The organism is Psychromonas sp. (genome assembly GCF_041586535.1).
In the GTDB taxonomy this organism is placed as follows: domain Bacteria; phylum Pseudomonadota; class Gammaproteobacteria; order Enterobacterales; family Psychromonadaceae; genus Psychromonas.
On sequence record NZ_JBFGZY010000045.1, the window covers coordinates 1 to 24,317 of the forward strand.

General features: G+C 38.2%; 27 protein-coding genes and 1 tRNA gene. 6 read left to right on the forward strand and 22 right to left on the reverse strand.

Translation table 11 applies throughout. The annotated features are described in order from the left end of the window. Nucleotides 1-189: 189 nt before the first annotated feature. From ABZA00_RS06850 to ABZA00_RS06860, 3 genes are all read right to left on the reverse strand, one after another. Nucleotides 190-275 (reverse strand) — tRNA-Leu (locus ABZA00_RS06850). A gap of 269 nt (nt 276-544) precedes the next feature. Continuing rightward, nucleotides 545-3,646: an efflux RND transporter permease subunit gene (locus ABZA00_RS06855; RefSeq protein WP_372881407.1), complete on the reverse strand. Its 3,102-nt coding sequence runs from the start codon at nt 3,644-3,646 to the stop codon at nt 545-547. Continuing rightward, nucleotides 3,643-5,013: an efflux RND transporter periplasmic adaptor subunit gene (locus ABZA00_RS06860; RefSeq protein WP_372881408.1), complete on the reverse strand. Its 1,371-nt coding sequence runs from the start codon at nt 5,011-5,013 to the stop codon at nt 3,643-3,645. Before ABZA00_RS06860 ends, ABZA00_RS06855 begins: the two co-directional genes overlap by 4 nt. Nucleotides 5,014-5,538: 525 nt before the next feature. On the opposite strand from ABZA00_RS06860, the gene ABZA00_RS06865 reads away from it, so the two are divergent. The 3 genes from ABZA00_RS06865 (at nt 5,539) to ABZA00_RS06875 (ending at nt 7,422) form a co-directional block, all read left to right on the forward strand. Beyond that, entirely contained in the window at nt 5,539-5,877 is a 339-nt protein-coding gene (locus ABZA00_RS06865; RefSeq protein ID WP_372881409.1) for a VF530 family DNA-binding protein, read from the forward strand. Nucleotides 5,878-6,009: 132 nt separating this feature from the next. Further along, complete coding sequence (locus tag ABZA00_RS06870; RefSeq protein WP_372881410.1) at nt 6,010-6,351, forward strand: DUF3622 domain-containing protein; 342 nt, start codon at nt 6,010-6,012, stop codon at nt 6,349-6,351. Nucleotides 6,352-6,495: 144 nt separating this feature from the next. Then, entirely contained in the window at nt 6,496-7,422 is a 927-nt protein-coding gene (locus ABZA00_RS06875) for a hypothetical protein (protein WP_372881411.1), read from the forward strand. A gap of 317 nt (nt 7,423-7,739) precedes the next feature. Here ABZA00_RS06875 and ABZA00_RS06880 read toward each other — a convergent pair whose 3' ends face one another. From ABZA00_RS06880 to ABZA00_RS06910, 7 genes are all read right to left on the reverse strand, one after another. After that, nucleotides 7,740-8,726 (reverse strand): coproporphyrinogen III oxidase, encoded by a 987-nt coding sequence (locus ABZA00_RS06880; RefSeq protein ID WP_372881412.1) that lies wholly within the window; start codon nt 8,724-8,726, stop codon nt 7,740-7,742. 217 nt (nt 8,727-8,943) lie between these two features. Then, nucleotides 8,944-9,177 (reverse strand): DUF2789 domain-containing protein, encoded by a 234-nt coding sequence (locus tag ABZA00_RS06885; protein WP_372881413.1) that lies wholly within the window; start codon nt 9,175-9,177, stop codon nt 8,944-8,946. Nucleotides 9,178-9,229: 52 nt separating this feature from the next. Next, nucleotides 9,230-9,637: a VOC family protein gene (locus ABZA00_RS06890; protein ID WP_372881414.1), complete on the reverse strand. Its 408-nt coding sequence runs from the start codon at nt 9,635-9,637 to the stop codon at nt 9,230-9,232. Between the two features lie 356 nt (nt 9,638-9,993). After that, complete coding sequence (locus ABZA00_RS06895; protein ID WP_372881415.1) at nt 9,994-10,254, reverse strand: hypothetical protein; 261 nt, start codon at nt 10,252-10,254, stop codon at nt 9,994-9,996. 114 nt (nt 10,255-10,368) lie between these two features. Then, the gene (locus ABZA00_RS06900; protein WP_372881416.1) at nt 10,369-10,929 is read right to left on the reverse strand and encodes a hypothetical protein; all 561 of its coding nucleotides are present in this window, start codon (nt 10,927-10,929) and stop codon (nt 10,369-10,371) included. A 191-nt stretch (nt 10,930-11,120) separates the two neighbouring features. Beyond that, nucleotides 11,121-11,501 carry a hypothetical protein gene (locus tag ABZA00_RS06905; RefSeq protein WP_372881417.1) on the reverse strand — a complete coding sequence of 127 codons (381 nt, stop codon included), beginning with the start codon at nt 11,499-11,501 and terminating at the stop codon, nt 11,121-11,123. Between the two features lie 106 nt (nt 11,502-11,607). Beyond that, a complete protein-coding gene (locus ABZA00_RS06910; protein WP_372881418.1) occupies nt 11,608-12,363 on the reverse strand; it encodes a hypothetical protein in 756 nt (251 codons plus the stop codon). A 106-nt stretch (nt 12,364-12,469) separates the two neighbouring features. Here ABZA00_RS06910 and ABZA00_RS06915 point away from each other — a divergent pair, with 106 nt between their 5' ends. Beyond that, on the forward strand, nt 12,470-12,604 hold the full coding sequence (locus ABZA00_RS06915) for a hypothetical protein (protein WP_372881419.1): 135 nt from the start codon (nt 12,470-12,472) through the stop codon (nt 12,602-12,604). 147 nt (nt 12,605-12,751) lie between these two features. Here the strand turns inward: ABZA00_RS06915 and ABZA00_RS06920 are convergent, their stop codons facing one another. From ABZA00_RS06920 to ABZA00_RS06955, 8 genes are all read right to left on the reverse strand, one after another. Next, nucleotides 12,752-14,365 carry a P-loop NTPase fold protein gene (locus ABZA00_RS06920; RefSeq protein ID WP_372881420.1) on the reverse strand — a complete coding sequence of 538 codons (1,614 nt, stop codon included), beginning with the start codon at nt 14,363-14,365 and terminating at the stop codon, nt 12,752-12,754. Between the two features lie 116 nt (nt 14,366-14,481). After that, complete coding sequence (locus tag ABZA00_RS06925; RefSeq protein ID WP_372881421.1) at nt 14,482-14,874, reverse strand: hypothetical protein; 393 nt, start codon at nt 14,872-14,874, stop codon at nt 14,482-14,484. A gap of 117 nt (nt 14,875-14,991) precedes the next feature. Beyond that, nucleotides 14,992-15,351: a DUF3024 domain-containing protein gene (locus tag ABZA00_RS06930; RefSeq protein ID WP_372881422.1), complete on the reverse strand. Its 360-nt coding sequence runs from the start codon at nt 15,349-15,351 to the stop codon at nt 14,992-14,994. Between the two features lie 148 nt (nt 15,352-15,499). Beyond that, nucleotides 15,500-16,183: a cold shock domain-containing protein gene (locus tag ABZA00_RS06935; protein WP_372881423.1), complete on the reverse strand. Its 684-nt coding sequence runs from the start codon at nt 16,181-16,183 to the stop codon at nt 15,500-15,502. 116 nt (nt 16,184-16,299) lie between these two features. Then, the gene (locus ABZA00_RS06940; protein ID WP_372881424.1) at nt 16,300-16,560 is read right to left on the reverse strand and encodes a hypothetical protein; all 261 of its coding nucleotides are present in this window, start codon (nt 16,558-16,560) and stop codon (nt 16,300-16,302) included. Nucleotides 16,561-16,687: 127 nt separating this feature from the next. Then, nucleotides 16,688-17,158 (reverse strand): hypothetical protein, encoded by a 471-nt coding sequence (locus ABZA00_RS06945; protein WP_372881425.1) that lies wholly within the window; start codon nt 17,156-17,158, stop codon nt 16,688-16,690. 134 nt (nt 17,159-17,292) lie between these two features. Then, nucleotides 17,293-17,553 (reverse strand): hypothetical protein, encoded by a 261-nt coding sequence (locus ABZA00_RS06950; RefSeq protein ID WP_372881426.1) that lies wholly within the window; start codon nt 17,551-17,553, stop codon nt 17,293-17,295. 178 nt (nt 17,554-17,731) lie between these two features. Further along, a complete protein-coding gene (locus ABZA00_RS06955) occupies nt 17,732-18,139 on the reverse strand; it encodes a hypothetical protein (RefSeq protein ID WP_372881427.1) in 408 nt (135 codons plus the stop codon). A gap of 878 nt (nt 18,140-19,017) precedes the next feature. Between ABZA00_RS06955 and ABZA00_RS06960 the strand changes: the two genes are divergently transcribed. Next, complete coding sequence (locus ABZA00_RS06960; RefSeq protein WP_372881428.1) at nt 19,018-20,145, forward strand: Abi family protein; 1,128 nt, start codon at nt 19,018-19,020, stop codon at nt 20,143-20,145. 108 nt (nt 20,146-20,253) lie between these two features. Here the strand turns inward: ABZA00_RS06960 and ABZA00_RS06965 are convergent, their stop codons facing one another. The 4 genes from ABZA00_RS06965 to ABZA00_RS06980 form a co-directional block, all read right to left on the reverse strand. After that, a complete protein-coding gene (locus ABZA00_RS06965) occupies nt 20,254-21,318 on the reverse strand; it encodes a YaaC family protein (RefSeq protein ID WP_372881429.1) in 1,065 nt (354 codons plus the stop codon). A 242-nt stretch (nt 21,319-21,560) separates the two neighbouring features. After that, on the reverse strand, nt 21,561-21,911 hold the full coding sequence (locus ABZA00_RS06970) for a GIY-YIG nuclease family protein (protein WP_372881430.1): 351 nt from the start codon (nt 21,909-21,911) through the stop codon (nt 21,561-21,563). 3 nt (nt 21,912-21,914) lie between these two features. Further along, a complete protein-coding gene (locus tag ABZA00_RS06975; RefSeq protein WP_372881431.1) occupies nt 21,915-22,247 on the reverse strand; it encodes a hypothetical protein in 333 nt (110 codons plus the stop codon). A gap of 165 nt (nt 22,248-22,412) precedes the next feature. Continuing rightward, on the reverse strand, nt 22,413-23,048 hold the full coding sequence (locus ABZA00_RS06980; protein WP_372881432.1) for a Cthe_2314 family HEPN domain-containing protein: 636 nt from the start codon (nt 23,046-23,048) through the stop codon (nt 22,413-22,415). A gap of 490 nt (nt 23,049-23,538) precedes the next feature. Between ABZA00_RS06980 and ABZA00_RS06985 the strand changes: the two genes are divergently transcribed. Then, a complete protein-coding gene (locus ABZA00_RS06985) occupies nt 23,539-24,198 on the forward strand; it encodes a phage integrase N-terminal SAM-like domain-containing protein (RefSeq protein WP_372881433.1) in 660 nt (219 codons plus the stop codon). Nucleotides 24,199-24,317 lie beyond the last annotated feature (119 nt).

Genomic DNA, 24,317 nt, shown 5'->3' on the forward strand with positions numbered 1-24,317 from the left:
CGGATCATGTGGCGGTGCTGCGCTAGATGCCCTGACGACTTATATCGAGCAACAAAATAGACCTAAGTAACGTTAATGCTTCGCATCAATGATTTTCATCACCGCCATGAATGACGGTGTTTTTCATCTAAATGGATAAATAGCAGGCATAAAAAAAGCAGCTTTAAAAGCTGCTTTTTTTATTTGAATTGGTGCCCGGAGCGAGACTTGAACTCGCACACCCATAAGGCGAGGGATTTTAAATCCCTTGTGTCTACCGATTCCACCATCCGGGCGTTTACTTAAGTCGTTCTAAGCAAGTGCGGCGTATTCTATAGAATTTTTGATGGTACACAAGGGTTTAATGCTGATTTAACCGATAAAACAGTTCAAGTGATTGTAAATTAACCAGAATCACGAAGGTGATCATAACCTTAGATAATACTGGGTATATTTCTGCTGGTATTAGCAATTCGTCAGCAGAGCACTTTATTATCAATTAAAGCCTGCCCGCCCCGTCGAATGTTAAGAGATATTTTTGACGGCGAAAACTGCTCAGGTTTTATTATGCATAATGATTATTCTTGGAATCTATCCAACCAAGATCATCAAAGATGACATAAAGAGCAGGAATAACAAATAAAACCAGTACCGTTGCAGCAAGCAACCCAAAAACAACTGATATTGTCAGTGGTTTTATTGACGCAGATTGGGTACTTGTTTCAGCAAGTAAAGGCAATAAACCTGCGATGGTGGTAGTTGATGAAATTAAAATCGCCCGTAATCTATCCCGGCAGGCTTGACCGGCGGCGGCAACCGCAGATTGCCCTTGCGCCCGGTGCTTGTTTATAAACTGAATCAACAGGATCGCATTGTTCACCACGATACCGGCCAATGATGCAGCACCAATTAATGACGGCATAGAAACATACCATCCCATCAATACATGCCCCCACATTGCGCCAATAAACGCAAGTGGAATAGAGAACATAACAACAATGGCTTGTGTGTAGCTGCCAAATTGAAATGCAAGGATCACAAATATGCCAAGCAAACCGATTAACAAACCTCTGGCGATAGAGGCTCCTGTTTCAGCAGAATTGGCCACTTGTCCCTCAATGGAAACATCTATATCAGGATAACGTTTATTAAAATCCTGCAACCAATTGCGGGTCAGGTCATCGACAATGAGTTGTGCGCTGGCAATCCGAGCATCTACATTTGCCTGAACTGTTACTGTTCTTCTGCCATTAATACGGGAAATCTTTGCCCAGCCCCGTTGAACACTCGCTTTAACTAACACTTCTAACGGTATTTGTCGTCCATCGGGTAACAAAATAGTTTGCCTGGTGAGATCATCTAAACTTGAGCGCTCCCTGCTCGCCTGCCTCACCAGAAGATCCACATCCTGAAGACCAATGCGTTGTGTATCCGCGATATCCCCTAAAAAGGCGGCACGAAGCTGAGTAGCAACATCTTCCGCAGTCAGTCCCAAACTAAGTGCACCATCAGCAATCTCAAATATCCTTTGCGGTTTGCCGGGACGAAGATCGTCAAGCACATTATAAACAGCCTGATAGCCCTGCAAATAGGCAGATAATTCTTCTGCCCCCTGTTTTAATTCAGCCAACTCGCCTCCCTGCAGACGGATCTCAATGGGAATACCCGATGGTCCAAATCCGGGCTCCTGGATCAATAAACTTGTTAAGCCGGGTATCTCACCTATCTCCTGCAGCCAAAGTACACTTAATTCATCAAGCGTCATATCACGCAGTTCAGCACTTAACAGATCCACCATAACAGTTGCAATATGCGCCCCTGTTTCATGTGCGCTGGGATTGTAGTTAAAACGAACTTGAGTCATTTTTACTAATGCTTCACCGCCTTGCTCCACTAATGGTTGTTGCGCATTGATTTTCCATATAGCAGCTTCTACTTTTTTAGCTACCGACTCTGTACGTAGCAGTGGTGTTCCTTGAGGCATCAAGATCCGTGCTTCTAAGGTATCACCATCCATATCCGGCATCGCTTCTCTGTTTATATGTCCACCAGCCATATAACCAAGCGATCCTAAAAGGATAATAAACACGACGGCTAAAGCGGCATAACGTGATGCGATGACTTTATCTGCTGTCCGCCCCACTTTTTCCTGAAACGATGTGAAACGGGTATCGATATAGTGACGAAACAAAGATGAACCACCTTGCTGTATATCTTTAATACGGCCTTTCAGGTGATACGGGAGAATGAAAAAGGCTTCAATTAAACTTGCCGCCAGCGCCGCTATCAATACAACAGGCAAAACTTCCAGTACGGCCCCCAGCTCCCCGGCAAGAAAAGAGAGTGGCAAGAAGACAGCAACGGTTGTCAGGAAGGATGACAGTACTCCGGGTAATACCTGCAGTGCGCCCTTGCTGACGACCTCCAAGGGAGTGCTGCCCGATAGGCTGTTGACGACAATATTATCGGCGATCACAATCGCATCATCCATCACGATACCAATTGCCATCAGTAATGCGACCATAGTGATCATATTCAATGATAACTCGGTCAGGTTCATGACGATAAATGCTCCCATAAAAGCGCTGGGCAGACCTAATACAGCCCATAGTGCAAGTCGAGGCCGGAAAAACAGGCTCATGATCAATACAACCAGAATCAGCCCCATGATCCCATTTTTTACTAACATTTTTAAACGATCACTAATAATGCTGGTCATATCCTGAGTGATAGAGAGCTGAATATTCTCAAGTCGTTGACGTTCTTTATCAACCAAGTCAGTTAAGCCGTTCATCACATCCAGCGCATCGTCACTTAAGGATTTACTGACTTCCAGCACTAATGCGCGTTGCCCGTTTACTAGCACTTTAACTTCCGGCTTCTCTCCAACTTCAGTCAACGTTGCAATATCGCCCAAGCTAATTTCTCCGCCACGATCCGCAGAAGAAACCACCACCAAATCAGCAAGCTCAGTTATTGAGCGGCGCTGCTCGGTGAAGCGCAATTGGATATCACGATCCCGGGTTTCCAGAGTGCCCAATGGCATATCAATATTTTGACGCGCGAGCAGAGAAGATAGGTTCCTGACTGAAAGGTTATATTGCGCCAACACATCACGAGATATCTCAATTTGCCACTGACGCTGAGACATCCCCTGTACAACAACATCGGCAACACCAGGCAATGCCATTAGGCGGTCTTCTAATAACAAGGCATAATCTTCAAGTTGGCGGAGTGGAAGATCCCCGTTGATCGCGACAGCGGCAACTAAGTCACTACGGTGCAGTTGGCGAATAACCGGCCGCTCTGCTCTGGAAGGCATATCTGAAATGGCGCTAATTTCAGTATCTATATCACTTATAAAGCGAATAGCATCTCCGCCAGACTCCATGGTTACGACTGTGCTTGCTATATTATCTTGTGCGCTGCAGATCACCTCCTGCAGATAATCAATGCCATTAAGCGAGTCATAAATTCGACCGCATATCGCATCTTCAACATCGGCAGCACTAGCTCCCCGATAAATAACTTCTATTCCCACCTCGACAGGCAGGTACGCTGGAAATGTTTCCCGCTTAAGTGACGGCGTAACAAATACCCCTGCAGCTAACAGCAAAATTAAAAGCAGGTTAGATGCCGTTGGATGCGCAGCAAACCATCTGATCATAATGACTCTCCTGATGCATCGGATTTAAGTCTGTTTTCCAAACCTTTATCGCGTTGTTGAGATATGCGCATCCCGTTAATCGCCATAGGAATATCATCAACAATAATATGATCACCCGCTTTCAAACCCGAAGAGATCACCGCCAAATCTTGCTGCTCGAAACTCACTACAACAGGGCGACGCAGTAAACGATTATCTTCTCCGACCAGATAAACTTCCCCTTGATGCACAGAGGATGCAGGTACAACCAGCAAGGGCTGTGGATTTAACACTGACAGCAAAACTCGCAAATACATATCGGATTGCAGGGCTGGTTTGTCCGGTAATTTAACATCACGATAAGGTTCATCGATATTGACAACAACGCGTCCGCTACGAGTACGAGGTGTCAAACCACTAGCTATCCGAGTGATATTAGCAGGCCAGGTTGTGCTTTCTGAACCGACCAGCCTTACCTCCCCATCTATTTGCTCAAAATTAAAGCGCTCGCTAATATCCGCAGTATGTTGCGATGACTCAAGCGGCATAGATACAACAGCCATCAGTCGACGCAGCTCAGTAAGCGGTATTTGCGCTTCTACTTCTGCTTTTTCTATATTATCTGCACTGAACAGCTGTTGACCGGAGCTGATATGCTGATGCTTCTCAACTTCAACTTTGCTAATTCTTACTGCATAGGGTGCAATAAAGTGGGTATCAGCAAGATCTTGTTGTGCTTGTTTCAGTTTGGCCTCTGCACGCAGTTGCTTGGCTTTTAAACTGCTTTGACGCATCGGCATCACTGCTAACTGATTTTCCAGAGACTGCAGCTCCTGGCGTTGAGCGACGGTTGCACGTAACTTTTCATCCCGACCCGATATCGAGACTGAATCACTGCTGACCAGTTTCTCGAAACGTGATAACTCCTGTTCAGACAAGGTAAGTTGTTCGTGCGCTAAATTCAGTAAAGCGAGTGCATTTGATTTCTCTGTCTGCAGTTGTGTCAACTCGGCAGTTAAAGACGCCAGATCGGCTTTCGCTTCAGCAATTGTCAGTTCGTAACGACTCGGATCAATGGCCAGCAATTCTGTACCTGCCGGCAAAATCACACCACTTTTAAGCCCCGGATGTGTTGTCAGCACCCGTCCGGACACATTAGCAACGGCATGCCAACTTTCTGCCGGACGGGAAACGCCAAATCCTTGCGCTTCCAGTCTGAAATTAACAGCTCTGACTTCTATCACGGTTAATATTGGCGCTAAAATAACCGACGTATCATGTGCCGGGTTCTTTTGAGTCATTTTAAATAACATGAACAGACTAATGCCGACAAATAATCCTGCAAGTAGGGTTAATCTTTTGCTTTTAGTTTGCTTTAATATTTTCATTTTAATTTCCCTGTTTCTCAATACAGTCGTGGTCAGAGCAAATATTGACTTTTCCCAGCTTACATTTAGTGAGTCACACAACCTAAATCCACAGCAATTCCCCCACCTGCCTTCCTCCTGCAAGCTGCTGCTCTATACGAAAATGATATACATTCATCAACGTACAGATAAAGCTGTCATAGATACTTTATGAAACGGACAGGAGCACGCCGAACATGCGAGGTCATCGAGCAGATGTTTGAGCCGCTTTAACGCAACATATGAAAGGTTTTTAATGTTATCTTGGATGGCAGTGAAGGTGATATTATCCATGTTTCAAAACCTGACTTTTAAGCAATACAACAATTATAGCTAAAATCACCAACACGGAAATTGAGCAAAGCCACGTATGGGGATTGATATTATATTTCCACAAGCAACATGTGCGCTTCGCGCTCAATGCCTTATACCACCGCCCTGAAGAACGGTGTTTTACGGCCAAATAAAAACTTTCTTTCACAATAATTTTTTCATTACGGATATACAATGCATAAAAATGATCCTCTCCATGGCGTTAAACTCGAGCAGATATTGACAGAGCTTGAAGCTAAGTTAGGCTGGAATAAGATGGGTGAATTACTTAACATCCGCTGCTTTTTGGATAAACCCAGCCTTAAATCCAGTTTAAAATTTCTCAGAAAAACGCCTTGGGCGCGCAGCAAAACAGAGGTCCTTTACCTGAAAACTTTTTGTAGTAATCACCCGGCCAGTACTTTATTAATCAGAAAAAATATTACCCGACAGAGGGAGGAGTCAGCAAAAAAGGCTGAAAATTCAGCGCCATTTATCTGGCCGTCTCTGAAAGGTAAAAAGCCTCGAAATTAAAGCTGATGATAATTGTTCTTTCATGTTAAAGTCGCACAGTACTGTTTATTTTTCTAAGATTGATAAGTTTAAGTAGCTATCTAAATAAACAGAAAAATAAATATTTAATTAAGCACTAGGAAAAAAATACCAATGGCACAACAAAATAAATTTGCTTACCGCATTACACAAGATGGCGATAAATGGCATGCGGAAATTACACGCCGTGTTACCGCGCGCAGAACCAGTGTATCAAAGCAAAAAAAAGGTTTTGATAGTGAAGAGTCAGCACAAATATGGGCAAAAGATACCTTAGCTGAATTTCTGGCAAACCAGCAAATAGCAACAAAACGTAAAGCAGATAAACGCGTTCTTCGTAATCAATTAGCAGCCAAAGCGGAAGCAGAAAAAATTGCCGCAGCGGCTTTATATGAAAAAAAACGCCTTGCTGCGATTGAAGAATTAGATCAACAGCAAGACGATGAAACAGAATAATTTTTAATAAGCTATAAAGGCTGTTCTGATAGCAGGTTATACTTAGCTTTAACCTGCCGACGGCCTTGTTATCTGAAATGCCCCTTTTTGTTCAGGCGCAGGGATTTAATGGATTTGATATAAGCAAAATAGGTGAAGGATCACTTGTATAAAAGGTTAATCAGCACAATTTTTTTATCTTTTTATTCTCACTTCCTGATTGCTGAAGAAGCGGAGGATCTTTGCGTTAGTAAGAGTAAACAGGAAAGCCTGGTCGATAATACCTACCATTACCTTAATACTAAATTTTGTCAGCCGGCACTGTGGTTTGACGATTTCTTTGCCGATCAAAGAACCACAAAAGATGCACGCGCAGGCACTATGGTACGCTGGTATAATGACTTTATCTGGCTAGAGGGTGAAGGTTTATCATTTGTCCCGAATCTAAGGGCTCGCCTTTATTTACCGAAAGTGACTAAAAAATTAAAACTTGTTTTTGAATCCGATAGTGAAGATAGCGAAGAGGGAATTTTTTCCAATCGTAAAAATGATCAGCCCAAGAATGCATTAGGCCTGAGCTACGATGTGTCGGTAAAGGACCGCAGCACCTTTATCATAAAAGCGACCATTCACCCCAGTTTGGAAGCACGTTATCACTATGTCTACCCTTTCAGTAGTGATACTTCGTGGCGATTCACGCAAAGAGTTTATCAAAAAGAAAATGTAACGGGTGAAGCGACTCACATTGATTTTGACCATTCATTAAATGAGAGGTTTTTATTCCGCTGGTCAAATTTTGCCAAATTAGAAACACATTTAGAGGGGTTTGAATTTGGCTCAGGTGTTACCCTGTATCATTATATCTCCCCTACACAAGCGCTCAGTTACCAGGCCGGTATCACCGCAAATAATAAACCTTATTATTATATTAATAATACTCACCTGGGTGTAACCTACCGCCATAATATTCTCCGGGATTGGTTTTTTTATGAGCTTATTCCTGAAATAAACTGGCCGAAAGACGCATATCAGGAACAAAAAAAAGAGCTCACTTTTACCCTGCGTTTAGAAGTGATGTTTAAAAACATATAATATACCCATGATACTTCAAGATGCAAAGTCAGCAAGGTAAATTGTACCGAGATGCCAGGCATAAAATTGAAGTATAGTTATTCTACATAGAGATTTTATAACAACGCAGATTGGTACAAGTTGCCTTGCCCTACGGGGCGCGGGCTCGAAAACCAGCGCTGCGTTGCAACACTCGAAAAGAGAATGACCATTACCTCATGTTGCGCCTTGATCTGGTCTCCGAGCTCGTGCCTGACAAAGCATTTTGAAGTAACATGGGTAGAGAATCTCAATCCTGCTGATTATTGCGCTTTATTCACCTTCCACACTCGCTGCACTTATCTTTTTTTATTAAGTGGAAACTGCTTATAATGCTCTCTAATTTGCTCTGCTATCTGCATTTTTACTGCTCCGGAAATAAGACATATCCCCTGTTTTGGTAGGGTTTTTAACAGTCTGATAATCAATTTATCCTGCGGTGCAGGCGTTTTATCGACCCAGCTTGCCAGTAACTCCCGGTTGATATGTGCAGGTAACGATCCCAGCGTGCCGATATCATTCTGATTGTGTACTAACAATCCTGCGGTTGTGCCTTTATCCAGAGTTAATACCTGGTAAAAATACAATGTGTGGTAATCTAGTTGAGATTGCTGCTGGTTACTAGTTGGTGGTTGGCAACTTAACAATTTATTCTGCAATATCTCGCTATAACATTGTATAACCGAGCCACCAAACTGCTTTGCAAAGTCGTCGGTATTGATATTTTCAGGGTTAAAACCTTCCAGGTAAAAATGGCTGACACCGCGGGAGCATTGCAGAGCAGGGATATAAAAATACTCATCTCCTGAAATAGCGCCCTGCTGATAATATTCTCCGCTTGCTGCTTTTAAGCACAAATCAAATTTTTCAGTGTCTTTCTGAACCGCTATTGATGGATTTAAGTCTGCCATTAAACGCCAATAACTGCGCTTATTTTTCAATTCTGTCCAACTAATATGCAGGTGAACAGAGGGTGCTAAAGGATGACTTGGATGGATAATGGTAGAGAGCGCTGTTGCAGAGGAAAATGACTTATCTGCTCTGTTTTCATACTGCACTTGGGAAACATTTATTGATGCACGATTAAAAATACTGCCTTCACTGGCTTCAAATCTAAGCCCTCCACCATGCTCACCTGCATCCCGCAACCATTCAATACTTTTAAATTCCGCACGCTGACCGACCCGTTCACTGATAGACTGTAGCCTTTGCATAAAGTTATTTTGTAAGGTTGAAAGCATTAACAGCGCTTGTTGTGCTTTAATCGATTTTGCTGCAGTTCTCATCTAATTTGACGCTCCGCTAACTGTAGTGATTGAGGAAATTTTTCGGGTCATCTGCTAACAATACCATCAATCGGGTAAAGCAGTTAACTTTAGAAAAACAGTCCCACACTTTGCCGGCAGTATCAATCATGTGCTTCGTTCAAATCTTGTACAACAATTTTATACCCATGATACCTCGAACACAGGTTATTACGTACACAAAAATTAGACTTAGATGTCAAGAGCGCAGCATGGCGTCTAACTGGTCAACTATTTCAGCCCAATCAGCATCTTCCTCTTTCGCCTGCTTTAAAAAATTCGACTGTGCTGTATTCCAAAAATCGGCTTCATGAAGCTTTACACCTGCTCTTAGCGGGGCATTTTTTTTGATAAAACGCTCTATTTCAGAGTCAGTACTGTCCAGCCCCAGCTGATCAAACAAAGATGATAAAGGGTGATTTTGCATTTCCATATTAACCTCTCATTCGTTAGTTTATTAAAAAGAGTTAGGAGAATAAAACAGTTCAAATTTGTTTTTTAAGCTCGACGGTATTACCCTCCGGATCCTGAATATAGACAGAATTACCAAAGCCCTGCGCGCCATACCGGCGCGAAAAAGGTGGTACAGTAATAGCGAAACTTGATAAATACTGACAGATCTCCTCTTCCGGCATCGATTTTATCTGCAAACAGAAATGATCAAGATTGTTTTCAGTTTTAGTTGCCGCCCCGCCACCAAGGCGCCCAAGTTCACTATCAACTAAAACTAAATCAATTAATGCACTACCCGCTCTCAATTGTACCAGTCCAGTTTCTTTTGGCGTTTCCCGCTCAACAGAGCAACCGAGTACCTGGCAATAAAAATAGAGCATCTCAGCCATCTTAGTTGTTCTTAGTACAATATGATCAATAGCAATCACTTCAATATGCATTGTGTCTCCTCCGGAAAGAAACCTTGTCATTAAACTTGCTGTGCAAGCGCACTGCCAGTTTCTCGAACAGTTCAACAGATATGCTATAACGTTATTATCAAATTGCTTTTTAGTCAAAGGCGAAGGACTTTGAATACTCGGCAGGAAAACAAGAAGGTATTCAAAAATTCATTTCGCTTAACACTTACCGCCCTTATTAATATCTTATACCATTCCACTTAATTTAATGAACAAAAATTGCGCAGGAAAAATGCATGAGTGCAAGTGACCAATAGTTGGCGTGTGTGATTGAAAACAACGATCTTCTCGTTGATTTTAATCAGCAAGGTTGAGCAGATAGTTATGAGCCACACTCCTTACCACTTTGAAAAATCATTGTGCCGAAATGAAGGAACTAAATCACCCTGGGCTTCATTTAGTTTTTGACCACAATAGGGGCAAAACAAGACATTTATGGCAACATGCTGAATAGTTTGCCCAATTTCTTCAAGGTAATGGTTCTCCTCTAAGTCCTGTTCAGTTGCAGCACGATTGATGTTTAACAGCCACTCACCTTCATCATTCTCAATCCATGCTTCCGCTGAATCCATGTTTTTACACTTGTGAACGACCGTCATCTCATAACTCCTAATGCTCATAACGCCCTGCTCACTGGCGCTTAGGGTTGGCGCTGTTTTTGAGTGTTTTTTCAAAAACCGTGCCGAGACTAAAGCGTCAAGTGGAGCAGCTTGTTAGCTGTATTTTGACACTTTATTAAGATCTTTAACTTTAGATTCAATCTCTTCAACAGTATATTCACTATCATCGATGATAGGAGTCATCGAGCCATCAGTTAAAGCTGAAATAGTGATTCTATGTTGGGAAGAACCATATTGACCTAAACGCTTTCTTTCCATACTTTTAAATACACTTGACTGCATTGCAGAAGTATCTTGCTTACTTTCAAATCGGTAATAATGAATAATAAAGCCATTTTCCATCTCTTCGATAGATTTACAATAACTCGACAAATATTGAGTTATTCCAACCTTGATTGAAACAGGGTAAACCATACTTTTAGGAACTACCGAAAAAACAACATAACACTCATTTTTAGGGTTCTTTAGTTTATACTCGGCACGCTTTATTTTTGATATTAATTGCTCATCACTTTCTCGATAACTCAATTTAATATTAAGTTCATAACATCTGTTGTGTAAAGAAGCTGTGTGAGCTCTTTTCTCGTCTTCGATTCTTTGAAGTTCATCGGACTTGATAGTTTCATTTGCAATTAATTTATCTAAACCGCTCAAAGAACTTCTCCTAATTGATAAATAACGATACAACCTGCATGTACAGCTAACGCCTTGCTAAGCGGCAGGCAAATTGATGTTTTTTTTGTGCAACAATGAGCGAAGCGAATGCAGAAAAACCAGCGGTTTGACTGTCCAGTGGAGGCGCGTCTTTTGCGCCGGAACGATGCTTGAGCAACTTGTTATACGCTTTACTCACACCAAACATAAAAGTTACCCACTTCACCCTCGCTGCTAACTTTACCGAAAAATAGATATACTGCACTTTCAGGACTGGAATTAGCCGAGCAATCCAATACTACTTGAGCCTTATACCGTTCTAGCGATACACACTCAAATGTTCCTTTGTCTTGGCTACTGTGCTCGAATAACGAAACTGTACAGCTTATTCCTTTCGGGCTGCGCCACACTTCCTTTGAAATATAACCTTTGCCCTTGATTGCAACTGGAAGGACAAATTTACCAAGAGTCTCACCAATATCTCTTCTTTCAACATGGATACTTTTTACGTTGCTTGCCGAAACATGAATACTTAAACCCGCCAGTACAAAAAATAGAATTGATAATCTCATGCTGATCCTTGCGTATAACGCCGCACTAAGCGGACAAAAATAGTTGGTTATAATGTGTAGCGAAGCGAAACGTAACCAACTGTTTTTGTTCCGTTTAAGTGCCTTGTTAGAAGCGATCTCCGATATACTCGCAGTCTATTACAGCCCATTTATCTTCATTGTCTTCTACCATGCGAACTTTATGCTTTAAAGACGGATAGTTATTGGCATCATTATCACCATACTTATATCCAATAAGAATTAATTCGTTATTAGAGTAACCGACAACTTCTGAAATACACCTCAGACTTGTTTCAAAGTAATGATCTCCTGAGCTGACAAAATAATAACCAAAATGACTAGTAACTACTTTACACATTGCAGGTCCCCAAGTACCAGAGCCATGATTATGACCTACATCGCCTTCCCAGATAACTAGAAAACTACTTTGAAATTCATCTTTCTCTAATGGGACAATATTAAAGTCCCAAGCAGAACCTATAGCTAAGGCATAAGCAGCAGCAACTTCTAAAACTTTTCGGTACGTTGTGTCATGCTCTTCATTTAAAATTATTTTGTAATCTTCAAAAAGCCCTGTTAAGGGAATAAATTCTTCAGTTTCTTCAGAATTTATCAGTTTTTTATACTCACAGGTATTCTTTAAATAGGAAATATACTTGTCTAGAGTTTCAAGTTTCGTTGTCTTTCTGTTTAGTTGTTTTTTAAAGGATTCTTGGAATTTATTTATCTCATATTCTTCAATATCACGGTCACTTTCATCGATGCTATATTTCCCAGAAAACTGCCTTTGACTCCACCCAACTTGCTTAAGTATCTGTTTAATTTCTCGTTGCTTATTTGTTACATTTAAAAAATTATCCATTATGTCCCCAGATGTCCCCACACTGTGGAGTAAAGTGCATATGAACTCAAAGGGGTGGATACCCAATGAGTTCATCTATTTAATCATATATATCAGAGGTATTACCATGACTAAGAAAATTACACCACAGAACAACCATGCAAATCAGAAAAATGCAAATAAAGGTCAAGAAGGCGTGAATGAGCAGTACGCTAAAGTTCACGGTAACAAAGGGCAACAGAAGAACCCAAACAACAAGTAATAAATTGAGGGCAGTGTTAGTTTAGCATTGCCCGAATTAGCTTCTAACGCCCGCTTAAGCGGACAAAAATTTTTGGCTATAATTGTGGAGCGGAGCGAAACGTAGCCAACTGTTTTTGTTCCGTTTTAAAGGGCTTGTTATACGACGTTACTTTGGCAAATCGACACCAAAGAAATGACTGATTCTATATCGATCAATTTTGCTTCTCTTTGATATTTTGATAAGAGCATCATTTAAATTTCGACCAAATATATACCTCGGTTCATCACCATCAGCATTACGAAATATCCTCATTCCTTCTCGAACAATTTGCATTAAATCTTCGTTCGTATCATTAACCAAAAAGTCATAAATTTCTTCTGCACTATGATTCCCCAGAAATTGTTCATCTTCAGGATTCCAACCTCGATTTTTTACTATTTCTTTTAAAACTGTATATATCGACAAATGTTGATGAAGACCTACTTCCCTTTTATTGATTTCTTCTAATAATTCATCAGTTTCAGTCATACCTTTTAATTGTTTCAGTAGTGACGCATTATCATTTTGTAACTGCAATTTGACGAATTTATCAACCCACTCAGCTCTATCAAAACTATCCTCTATCTCTTGTAAAGTTTCTAATATTGGCTGTAACTCTCTAATAGAGATCGACTCCATGTGATCATTTAAAAAGCCCTTAAGTCCTTTAATAACTTCATCACCAGTAGATATAAAATTATTATTATAAAAGCCCCATATATCAGTTAATTTGGATGATATATTATCTTTTTTTTGCCTTTCATTAAGCTTAACGATACTGTCAGTGAATCTTTGCTCATTAAGCCAACCATCCTCTATATAATTTACTATTTCAGCTTCATGATCTGCGTAGTACATATAACCAAGCGCAGAAATTCTTTTTTGAAGCTTCTTGTCTTCTTCTGGCTTTTCAATTAAGAAAGTAAATACTCTATCTATTTCATTCGCTCTGATTTCAATACTCGGTTCATGGTGTACGTATGTCAGTATGGCTATCGTAGATAGCAAATCATGCTTAACAGCACTTTCTGAGTTCTGAATATATGAGATCAGACCATCAATATTCCACTTTATGTGCTTAATAATTCTAATATTATTAAGAGCTTCTGGTTTGAAAATATCACATATTAAGCCTCTACATGGATGTTCCTTAAATTCTATATCAATATTGCTTTCAGAATTAGGCGAGTATTCTAGCTCTAGGTCAATTACCTTTTCGCGGTACTTATCTATTTCTTTTTTGTCACTATCAGATAAAGTGTCATCATTGAAAATCAATACAATTTTACAGTTACTTGTTTCAGAAAGATTAGATACGAAGCCAAGCAAATTAGACATAGACAATTTTGAAGATTTTCGTTCTAGATCATCTATACATATTAAATAATCGTTAATTAGCGAACTCTCAATAGCAGACATTGCTGTAGTGTATTTTGATATTTGTGGAATATGCTTTGCTATCTTGCTAACTTTTTTTAAATTTGCTTTTACTGTAGATGACTTTGTACCCGTATTTAGAGGGTGAGCATTATAAAAAATACCTGACTGTAACTCCTTTAATTCCTCAAGACCAAATAAAGATACGTAAGAATAATTAGATAAACTTAAATCTTTGCCATATTTTTCTACAATTTTAGCCCATGTGAATGTCTTACCAACACCCCACTTTCCTTTGATAACTAAGACTTTCTTCTCATTATGATTTAAGAATTCAAAAACATTTTTTTCAAAAAATTCCACACTATCACCCTGAGTTGTATAACGCCTTAATAACTGGCGTGTAGGTTGGTATTGTTTTTGCGCTTTTTCTTTTGCAAAAATGATAACAACCGTAATACGTCCAGTTGATTAACTTGTTATGAGTTACCTGTTGATTTCATTGAATTTAATTTACGATAATTAATTTGAGACAATTCAATAAAAATTATGGCAATAAAAGCAGATACAATAGCTAAAAGAAGTGCTAGTCCTGCAGGTACACCAGACAAGTCTCCACCAGATGATGTTGAGGCTAATATAATTGTACCGATTAACACTACAACAAATAAGAATAGAAATAATTTACTACACAAAAGTAGAAATTTTCCGATTTTAATACCAACATTTTCACAATCAGGAAATATTGCAGGTTGTTTTTCTATAAATATTTTATACATTCTATATACAAGAATAAGTGATAGCGGCAGGCAAGGCAAAAATACCAAAAATAAGCATACTCGATAATATATTTTGAACGGTTCATGTTCCATACTGACTCCTTGTGACTTATAACGCCTTAATAACTGGCGTGTAGGTTGGTGTTATTTTTGCAGCTTTTTCTTTTGCAAAAATGATGACAACCGTAATACGTCCAGTTGATTAACTTGTTATGTTGCTGATGATAACTTCCAAAAAACTTCGTCTGCATCTTCATTTACAACAAATAATGCCTCATTAAATGTCTTTGTCTCAGGGCATCTCCTATAGCCTTGCCACTTTAAGCTACCTCTCATCCAGGAGATCTTCCATATATCCTTAGTCCTAACATATGTGAGCTTTGCAACCGAAAAGTTAAAAAAACCTTGTTCGTTATGGGAACTAGGATGGATCTCGAACAACTCAATACTTTGATTGCTAAATTTGTAGCCTAAATCAAAACCGTTATTAGTGGCTTGCTCTCTTCGGCTTTCAATAATCTCAGAAACCAAATGCTCGAATTCTTTTCTTTCCGACTCTGTAAATGCCATATATGCCATATTCCTATCATTGAATGCCAAATTATTAACCACAGACCTAAAGCAACATAACGCCCACATGAGCGGACAAAAATTGTGAGCCAAAATTGTTGAGGAACGAAACATGGCACACTGTTTTTGTTCCGACTTAATGTGCTTGTTAAATAACCGTTTGCACTAGCCAATCAATTACCGTGTAGCCACCAAATAAAGCGGTTCCCAACATCAAGGTTACTGTGCCCAGGCAACCACCACCTTTTTTTGAAGAGTAGGTTTCTTGCTGTCTAGGATTATTTCGTAACCATTGAACATGGCAAGGATTACAATACAAACGTGTAAAGCCACTATTCCAAGCACTAATAGTCCTCGAATCATAGCGTTCACTTTTTTGACATTTACTACAATTAAATGCGCTGTTTTTTGGTTTCTTTTGGCGCCCTAATAATATGAAAGCAATCACGGCTGGAATTCCAAAAATAGCTGATTGCTCTAAGTTATTTGAATCCAAGTATGACTTTGCGACTGCAGCTATAGAAAATAATAAAATGATAATTAGAAAGTAATCAAAAGCATTTTTTGTTTTAGGCTCTACATTGTTACTGTTCTGATATTTTGGAGTTTTAGCTAAACCTTCAATTGCAACGCTTGTTGCTTTTAGCCTATTTTGGGCGTCAGTTTTTGATGTAAAAACAACACAATCACCGACTTCTGGTCTTCTACTTTTTGTAGTTAAACTAGAAATATGAAAAAAGACTTTTTGACCATCATCAGAGGTTATAAAACCAAAGCCTTTGTCATCTTTCCACTGACTTATTTTTCCATTCATATATTCTAAAGACTCCATTCTAATTCTGGTTATTTAACGCCACATTAAGCGGAAAATTATAGTTGGCTATAATGTTTGAGGAACGAAAAACAGCCAACTGTAAATTTTCCGTTTGAATGCCTTGTTATGTTTTATTAATTATCAGAATTACTCTCTTCTTTTTTTGTTGCTTTAATTATTTTCACAATAATAACCCCAATAATAGATGTGATTAAAGCAGGTAGTTGACTGAATAAAACAAAGTAGCCTCCAGCTTGACCACCGTTAGATAAGTAATTAAAAAAGAGAATATTTCCTATGATATACGCAATAACAACATAGCGAGCTTTAAAAAAGCAAGCCATTACAGTCGTGAGTAAAGTTATTATTACAATAACCAATATGAAAGGATTCATAATTTATAACTCCATCCATGTGAAAACATAACGCCGCAATAAGCGGACTAAAGCAGTGGGTTATAATGTGTAGCGAAGCGAAACCTAACCAACTGTTTTAGTTCCGTTTAATTGCCTTGTTAGAGTTTTACTCTCGAATATCCATCATTTCACAACCTTTTTCAACCATAACACCATCTTCATTTAGCCCTTGAAAACAGGATTTTTTAGCTATTACAACTAAACTAATTGCTTGACAACTTACTGAGTAAGCTTGAACTGGATAATCAATTTTTGCTCTAAATTGATATAAAGGTAAATTAGCAAACACCTGATATGTTGGATACTCAGCAACCTCTATAGAACTATTACTCTCACCTTTAAAATCGCAAGATAACACTAAGTCTTTAAAGTTATATTGCTCATTACTAGCAATTTCTATTTCAATAAAATCAGAGGGTTCTTTATTTAAGAAACTTGTAATGCTGATAGATTCAATAGCTTTTGAATCTATGCCGTAGTATTTAACAAAATCAGAATGCGATAGTAGTTTGGGTACAATATAAACCATAATCACAACTACAATAAATACCCAATGCTTAGCAGGAAACTTTTTCAAATCTAACTCCTGAACTCTAACGCTATTTTAAGCGGCTAAAAAAAGTTGGCTACAATTTGTGAGGCACGAACAAAGCCAACTGTTTTTTGTCCGACTTGAAAAGTCTTGTTATGTGTTCGTCCACTTGTACTAGTTTATTTCTCATTAATTGAATCATGAGCATTTGCCCCTACTACTAACGCGATAAAACTAACAAAAGCTACTGGCATTTGTATAAAATAAAAAAACCAACCACTTGCACCTGTTTGATCTTGTGTTATCACAAAATAAATAATTCCATTCAAAATTGAAAATATAATAAACGGAAGCATAAATCCGGAAGCGAAAGCAAAACTATAACAAACCTTGTAACATACAATTGCAATAACGATACTCCCAATAAACATGCTAAGCATTTATACCCTCCCAATTTATGATGATTTTTACACATAACGCCCTGCTCACCGGCGAGTAAGTTGGTGCTGTTTTTGCCGTTTTTTCTTTTAGCAAAAACCGCGACAACTGTATCGAGTCCGCGTGCAGCAACTTGTTAAATTACTTTACTAAAGCGCTTTTGTTGTATGCCAAACAGCTTTACTTATGGTGTTCATCTAGGTTATTACTAGGAAGTGAATTTTTTTTACATGTACTAATAAATTCAATGTTATCAAGTGCTAGAGTACAAAACATATTTCCAAACATTGGAACTAAAGCAGCGGTCCATGCAACGTTTGTATCTAAATACCAATTATTGAGATTTGCGAAGCCAATAAATGAACTATAGCTATAAATATCGAAACACTGCTGATTCAATGTACAATATACTGTGAGTACGTCAAAACTGCCCCATGCACCTGTTTTCAACCAAATAAATGAACCATATATAGTAGACACAATGAGAACCAAAACTGGCGCAACAAGCCCTAGTTCCACGACATCATCTTTTATCCTCGCGATAAAACCCCAAACCAAAACTAGGAAAAACAATATAAGTAGAGCCATTTTAAAACCTCATTGATATTAACTTTTACACTGTAATTTAACGCCTCAAACACTGGCGCGTAGGTTGGCGCTGTTTTTGCGGCTTTTGGTTTTTAGCAAAAAACTGCGACAGCCGTTATGCGTCCAGTGATTTGACTTGTTAGGCAAAATTACCACTTTCTAGAAAATCTAGTTTTTACTGTTGTGGATATATAGGAATTTAATCCATGCCCCTGCTCAGCTAGTTGCTTCATTCTATTAACGACTTGCTCGCCAGGCCTCTGATTGTTATAAAGGTAATTCCGAAATCTACCCGATTTAAATACAACAAGAATCGAATATCCAGTAATCTCATAAGACAAAACACCTGATCTGCCGCTTAAGTTTTTGTAGGGAGCCATAACTAAGTTCCTTTAGTTTTATGCAAAAAAATCATAAGAAGAAAATTACCACGGAGCTTCGTAGCTTTTCCCTACTTTTAGAGAAAGTTGAAGCTCAAAAGAATCTTTTTCACTTAGAGCGGGTATATTGTCTTCAACCACTTTGAAATTTTGAATACTGGCATTTACTTCAGTTCCTGTCACTTCTGAAATCGCTTTAGCAATAGGCTCTTCAATATCTTTAAAACTGCATTCTCTTAACGGTTTTTTGAACTCATATGCCTCCCCTTTTTTTTTGCCTAACGCCGCAATAAACGGCGCGTAGGTTGGCGCTGTTTTTGCTGGCTTTTTGTTTTTAACAAAAACCGCGACAACCGTAATGCGTCCGATTTGATTGCCTTGTTAAGTTTTTATTGACAGTGGTACTAATATGCATATACTTATCAATAACAGAGCCACTTCCTCTCCTAATCTAGCATTAGTGACGTATTGGCCTTTTTTTTGCCTAAAGTTTATCAAATGACAGAAACCATTCAAGTTAAACCTTTTCGTGAGTATGACGAACTTATTTGTCAACTTACAGATAGAGGAATGTTAATAAAAGATCCTTTACGAGCACAAAGAAAGCTAACTCAAGTCGGTTATTACCGCCTTTCTGGTTACTGGCATACCTCTCGAAAGTTCAAAAATGTTGATGGAAAGATCAAGCATGAAAATGTTTTTCAAAAGAATACATATTTTGAAAATATATTTGAATTTTACCTGTTTGATAAAATGTTGCGGATTGAACTTACAAATGCACTAGAACGAATTGAAATATACCTGAGAACTATAATTGCCCACGAAATTGGCCGATTAAGTCCGCTAGCATACCTAGACAAAAAGCAATTCTCGAAAAATGCTTTCAAAGCTGATGCAAAAATAAGTTATTCTAGTTGGCTAGAACGCCAAAATAGACTAATTCGAGAAAGTAAAGAAGAAAGCATTGAAGATCATCGGAAAAAAGGTAAACCAGTTCCAATTTGGGTTGCAGCTGAAGCTTGGGATTTTGGAGCTCTATCCAAATTTTACAGTATATTAAAAGGTAGTAATCAAGATTTGATCTGTGAACGATTAGGTCTTGATAACAGAAAAGAACTCGATAACTGGCTTATTAATTTAAATGGAATCAGAAATCGCTGTGCACATCACTCTCGTTTATCTAATCGCCGAAACCCTCGAACAATATTAATTCCTCGTCAAGGTTTCTTTAACCTGTTGTCTTTAGGCCAATCAGAAAAAAATAAATTTTATAGTATAATAATTATAATATGGTTCTTACTTAAAAAAATAGGCCCTAGTTCAACATGGATATGCAGAATTGCTGACTTAATAGATAATAAACCTCAAATTCCTGGTTTTAAATATAAATCAATGGGCTTTCCTGACACTGGTTTTCCAAGAAAACTCTTTCCAGAAACAAATATTAGTATTGTAGAAAAAAATCCAATTGAAAAACTTGAAGACTCTTCTGCTACACTTAGAGCCGCTATTTCTCAAATCGATACAGAAAAACTTTGCCCAGACAGTATTTCTCGATTAACTAAATTAATTGATGATATTGTCGACTCAGCTGAAAAAATTGATGAGCTATGCTCAGAAACTTAACGCCTTAATAACAGGCGTGTAGGTTGGTATTATTTTTGCTTTTTTCTTTTGCAAAAATGATAACAACCGTAATACGTCCAGTTGATTAACTTGTTATGGCTGCCGAATTCATATTTCTGAAAACGGTATTACACATAATTTACCAGTAATCATACTAATTATTTGATACTTAAATTGCCTTGGTAGTATGGCAACAGCCTCTGTTGCCATAGGCCTTAACTCGCCTTGCATAATTTCTTCTATTTCACTAGGTCGATACCTCGCTGAATGCCCCAGATAGAACATTAGCAAATAAGAATTACATAAATGATGGTAATTTCCATCCTGTATACAGCAGTAATACCGATATCCGTTACGAGTTAATATGGATGCAAGTCCAAGAGTTGAATATTCTTTTAATACATTTTTATATACTGTTGGCCAATTATCAGTATTGACCCTTTTTCTTTTAATGCTTCGGTGAATCACTTTACCGTCTTTATTATAAGAATCTAAAAAATACTCTTTACGGCTACCCTTTAAAAATTTTGTTGTATCTATGGTATTTTCAAGGCCTTTTTGGTATTCGACTTCAGTCACTAAATATGTTGCAGCTTCGTTTACGCAAAACCTAACATTTATAGGGAGGTATTTTGTTTTCTTTAAGAAACCAAGGTTTTTACTAATTCCACTTAATTCAGGTATATATGTCAACACATGACGGAGTGCTAATTCGTGTTTACCTGTTACCGGAGTTCCCAGTATTTTAGAAAACTCTAAAAATACATTAGTACATCCTTTAATTTTTCCTGATATTGTAAGAGAGTGTTTTTTACCATGAGTGTTTGTTACACCATGATGTTCTACGATATCTTCAAGTTTCACTTTATTAACAGAAAGAAGTGCTTTTACAAGATTCATCATTCCATAATAGTAAAGCGTACCCTTTGTTGGCATTTCAACTGCTTTTGCCGCTTTATAAAAATCTTCAGCTAAAGAAGCAAAATGCCTAGCTCTCGTATAACATTTTCTGTTATTACCAGCAGAATTAGAAATCCGTTTCAGAAGATACCCATGCATAAATGACCAAGGATTTGCTGTTAATGTTACTGATTCAGCAGGCTCCATTGGTATGTGTGAGTATCTAACATTTTGATACTTATATTTTGCTTCTATAACTTCTTGTAGAGCCATAATTCCCCGAATATTCGTGTGCTAGCAACTTAGAGCCATAACGCCTTAATAACTGGCGTGTAGGTTGGTGTTATTTTTGCGTTTTTTCTTTTGCAAAAATGATGACAACCGTAATACGTCCAGTTGATTAACTTGTTATGTGTTTATTACTCTAGGACCAAACTTACAGCTCTATTAGTTATGATATGTTCTAGAGCAGTAGTGATTGTTTAGTATTTTTGAGTGTTTTTCACATTCTTACTTTACAAGTTTGTCTTATTTACCATTGCTGTAACTGTTCTTATTGCTTGATCAACTGTACAGGTAAATAGTTCTAATGCCGGCTGCAGCTTGTTTGTAGATGATCCTATTGGCACATACATAACTACCTTATGGTAACCTATTTTTTTGAGCAATCGATGGCTTGCTTTTTCCGCTTTATACGGCTTGTTATAATCTATTTCTACCGCTTTCATTAGTCGCCAATCCTTTGCTCCACCGTAACCTGAGCTATTTAGCTCTCTCACTCTTTTATCTGCGCCGCTACTTGCATTACCTATCTTAATCAAGTTCAGTTTTTCACTATAAAGAACATATACACACGGGAAGCCCATGTTTTAACGTTTTGACATTTGATGTGCGTAATCAGCAAGAATTTCGTCATCAAAACCTTCTTCCGCTAGACTCGCCATACCATCCATAATTTCAGGTTCACTCAATAGGTCGATACGTCCAGAAAGAACAGAGTCATCACTAGCAATTGAAGCCATAATTTCTTGGCGATATTTCTCTTTATTTTCCACTACTCGCCCTATTTTCTTATGTGAAGATCTGACATAGCCTTTCACACCCTCACATTCAAAACAGATTCCATTAGCAATGTGTTTCCACTTGCCAATATAGCCAGTTCCATTACAGCGTGTACATTCATTTATTCTAGGTCTTTGCATATAGAGCCTCTTTTGTTAATTTTATGTATTTTATAGTGCGAAATTATCAATGTTCGAATAAGCACATAACGCCCTAATAACTGGCGTGTAGGTTGGCGTTGTTTTTGCCATGTTTTTCTTTTGCAAAAACGATGACAACCGTTATGCGTCCAGTTGATTAGCTTGTTATGCGCTTTCTAGTAAACCGCTATAAACGAATGAAAGGCTATCAATTAAGTCTTTAACTAAATCATCCATCGTCAAAACAACCTCTGTAAATGGTTTGATTGCCTCACCTATTACAATATTCTTTATTTCATCGTATGACATGATATCTGTGATTTCTTTTACACAGACAGACTCAATTTTGGCATTTTCAATTGTCTGTAAAACCATTAGATTTTTACTTGAATATCCAGATTGATGCGCGACTTTATTACGAGTATCTCTGAGGCTTCCAACAGCATCGCTCATCTTACTCAAAATATCCGCTGACGCGGCTGAAAAATCAGTTAATTCTTTATAAACCTTCTTGTTACCACCTAATCGTTCAATCTTATTGTTTTCCATTAACATCGTCGAACCCGCCAGAAGGTGAGAACGATCAATAATGCTTATTAATCTCAATAAAAAATTTTCGATGTGGAAAGCATGGTGTTCTGAAAAGTTATATTCAGAATCGACATAATCGGTTTTATTCAAATACTCTAGCGTAATAGATAAATTTTTAAACGCATTATCTATTTCTGCGACCCTTGAAAATATGTTTTGAGCATATTGTTCCATAGCCGTTGCTTTATATGTTGTATTACCCTGCTGCATTGCAGTTACAGCTTCACTGAGTGACTTTGTAACTAAAGGGAACAACTGTTTAATATGGATATTTTCTGAGTGGATAGTAATACTCCTTGAGGCGCATAACAGCTTATATACGTCACAGTGACGCAATTGTCCTGTTGTATATCTTAATTATTTAAAACATAACAATAAACAAAAAATCAAATTGATTCAATAAATTATGAGTATTTTCAACAAACCATGAATCGACAAATGCATCACCATGAAAATATACATATTTTTAAAACAGATCTAACCCTTTATTTCATAAAGAAAAATAAAAAACCTCCCTGATAACCTTAGCAGTGACGCTTTTATCAGATTCCCAGCAAAACAGGCACAGTGACGTAATTTCTCGTTTTATTGACAATAACAGACTATATTTACTGAATATAAAAACAGTGTTATTTTTTCCAGTGTGGTGGTTATTATGTACGATGTACGAGAAGTAATATCAACTAATTCGAATCGTTTTATGGATCGATTGCGCATGTTTATTCGCAGCCGCCATTACTCTTATCAAACGGAAAAAACTTACTGCTATTGGGTTTTGTTTTTTATTCGTTTTCACCATTACAAACACCCGGAAAAAATGGGTAATACAGAGATTGAAGCTTTCCTTCAACATCTGTCGGTATCCAGACAAGTCACCAGTAACACACAAAAAACCGCGCTTAATGCAATCATTTTTATGTATCGTGAATTTATGAAGATTGAGATCAAGGGACTGAAATTTAAATATGCGGTAAAACCAAGACAACTGCCCACCGTTTTTACTCACCAGGAAGCACAAGCAATTATTGATAATTTATCCGATAAACATAAACTATGCGTACAGATGATGTACGGCTGCGGTCTGCGAATTTCTGAAACAACCCGATTACGTATAAAAGATATCGACTTCGCTATGAACTGCATTGTCGTACGCGAAACAAAAGGCGATAAATCGCGCAGGACTTTATTGCCTAATACGTTATTGCAGCCGCTAAAACTCCAGGTTAAAACAAGTCTGCTAACGCATGACATAGATTTGGCGAATGGATTGGGTTCGGTGTATCTGCCCGGCGCGTTAGCGAGAAAATATCCGGCCGCAGAATTTGAACCCGGATGGCAATATCTGTCATTCCGCACCTAAATAATTATTAAGATTCAGAACAAAATAGTGATCTGAGTTTCACAATTCTCAGATATTAGAAAAAAAATAAAAAAACGATTGACCCCGATCTCTCTTTTTGATCTATTACTCTCTTTTGA

Bases quoted from the DNA above. Each gene is read 5' to 3' on its own strand.
- ABZA00_RS06855 (WP_372881407.1), bottom strand. From the start codon at position 3,646: ATGATCAGATGGTTTGCTGCGCATCCAACGGCATCTAACCTGCTTTTA.
- ABZA00_RS06860 (WP_372881408.1), bottom strand. From the start codon at position 5,013: ATGAAAATATTAAAGCAAACTAAAAGCAAAAGATTAACCCTACTTGCA.
- ABZA00_RS06865 (WP_372881409.1), top strand. From the start codon at position 5,539: ATGCATAAAAATGATCCTCTCCATGGCGTTAAACTCGAGCAGATATTG.
- ABZA00_RS06870 (WP_372881410.1), top strand. From the start codon at position 6,010: ATGGCACAACAAAATAAATTTGCTTACCGCATTACACAAGATGGCGAT.
- ABZA00_RS06880 (WP_372881412.1), bottom strand. From the start codon at position 8,726: ATGAGAACTGCAGCAAAATCGATTAAAGCACAACAAGCGCTGTTAATG.
- ABZA00_RS06885 (WP_372881413.1), bottom strand. From the start codon at position 9,177: ATGGAAATGCAAAATCACCCTTTATCATCTTTGTTTGATCAGCTGGGG.
- ABZA00_RS06890 (WP_372881414.1), bottom strand. From the start codon at position 9,637: ATGCATATTGAAGTGATTGCTATTGATCATATTGTACTAAGAACAACT.
- ABZA00_RS06895 (WP_372881415.1), bottom strand. From the start codon at position 10,254: ATGACGGTCGTTCACAAGTGTAAAAACATGGATTCAGCGGAAGCATGG.
- ABZA00_RS06905 (WP_372881417.1), bottom strand. From the start codon at position 11,501: ATGAGATTATCAATTCTATTTTTTGTACTGGCGGGTTTAAGTATTCAT.
- ABZA00_RS06910 (WP_372881418.1), bottom strand. From the start codon at position 12,363: ATGGATAATTTTTTAAATGTAACAAATAAGCAACGAGAAATTAAACAG.
- ABZA00_RS06915 (WP_372881419.1), top strand. From the start codon at position 12,470: ATGACTAAGAAAATTACACCACAGAACAACCATGCAAATCAGAAAAAT.
- ABZA00_RS06925 (WP_372881421.1), bottom strand. From the start codon at position 14,874: ATGGAACATGAACCGTTCAAAATATATTATCGAGTATGCTTATTTTTG.
- ABZA00_RS06930 (WP_372881422.1), bottom strand. From the start codon at position 15,351: ATGGCATTTACAGAGTCGGAAAGAAAAGAATTCGAGCATTTGGTTTCT.
- ABZA00_RS06935 (WP_372881423.1), bottom strand. From the start codon at position 16,183: ATGGAGTCTTTAGAATATATGAATGGAAAAATAAGTCAGTGGAAAGAT.
- ABZA00_RS06940 (WP_372881424.1), bottom strand. From the start codon at position 16,560: ATGAATCCTTTCATATTGGTTATTGTAATAATAACTTTACTCACGACT.
- ABZA00_RS06950 (WP_372881426.1), bottom strand. From the start codon at position 17,553: ATGCTTAGCATGTTTATTGGGAGTATCGTTATTGCAATTGTATGTTAC.
- ABZA00_RS06955 (WP_372881427.1), bottom strand. From the start codon at position 18,139: ATGGCTCTACTTATATTGTTTTTCCTAGTTTTGGTTTGGGGTTTTATC.
- ABZA00_RS06960 (WP_372881428.1), top strand. From the start codon at position 19,018: ATGACAGAAACCATTCAAGTTAAACCTTTTCGTGAGTATGACGAACTT.
- ABZA00_RS06965 (WP_372881429.1), bottom strand. From the start codon at position 21,318: ATGGCTCTACAAGAAGTTATAGAAGCAAAATATAAGTATCAAAATGTT.
- ABZA00_RS06970 (WP_372881430.1), bottom strand. From the start codon at position 21,911: ATGGGCTTCCCGTGTGTATATGTTCTTTATAGTGAAAAACTGAACTTG.
- ABZA00_RS06975 (WP_372881431.1), bottom strand. From the start codon at position 22,247: ATGCAAAGACCTAGAATAAATGAATGTACACGCTGTAATGGAACTGGC.
- ABZA00_RS06980 (WP_372881432.1), bottom strand. From the start codon at position 23,048: ATGCAGCAGGGTAATACAACATATAAAGCAACGGCTATGGAACAATAT.
- ABZA00_RS06985 (WP_372881433.1), top strand. From the start codon at position 23,539: ATGGATCGATTGCGCATGTTTATTCGCAGCCGCCATTACTCTTATCAA.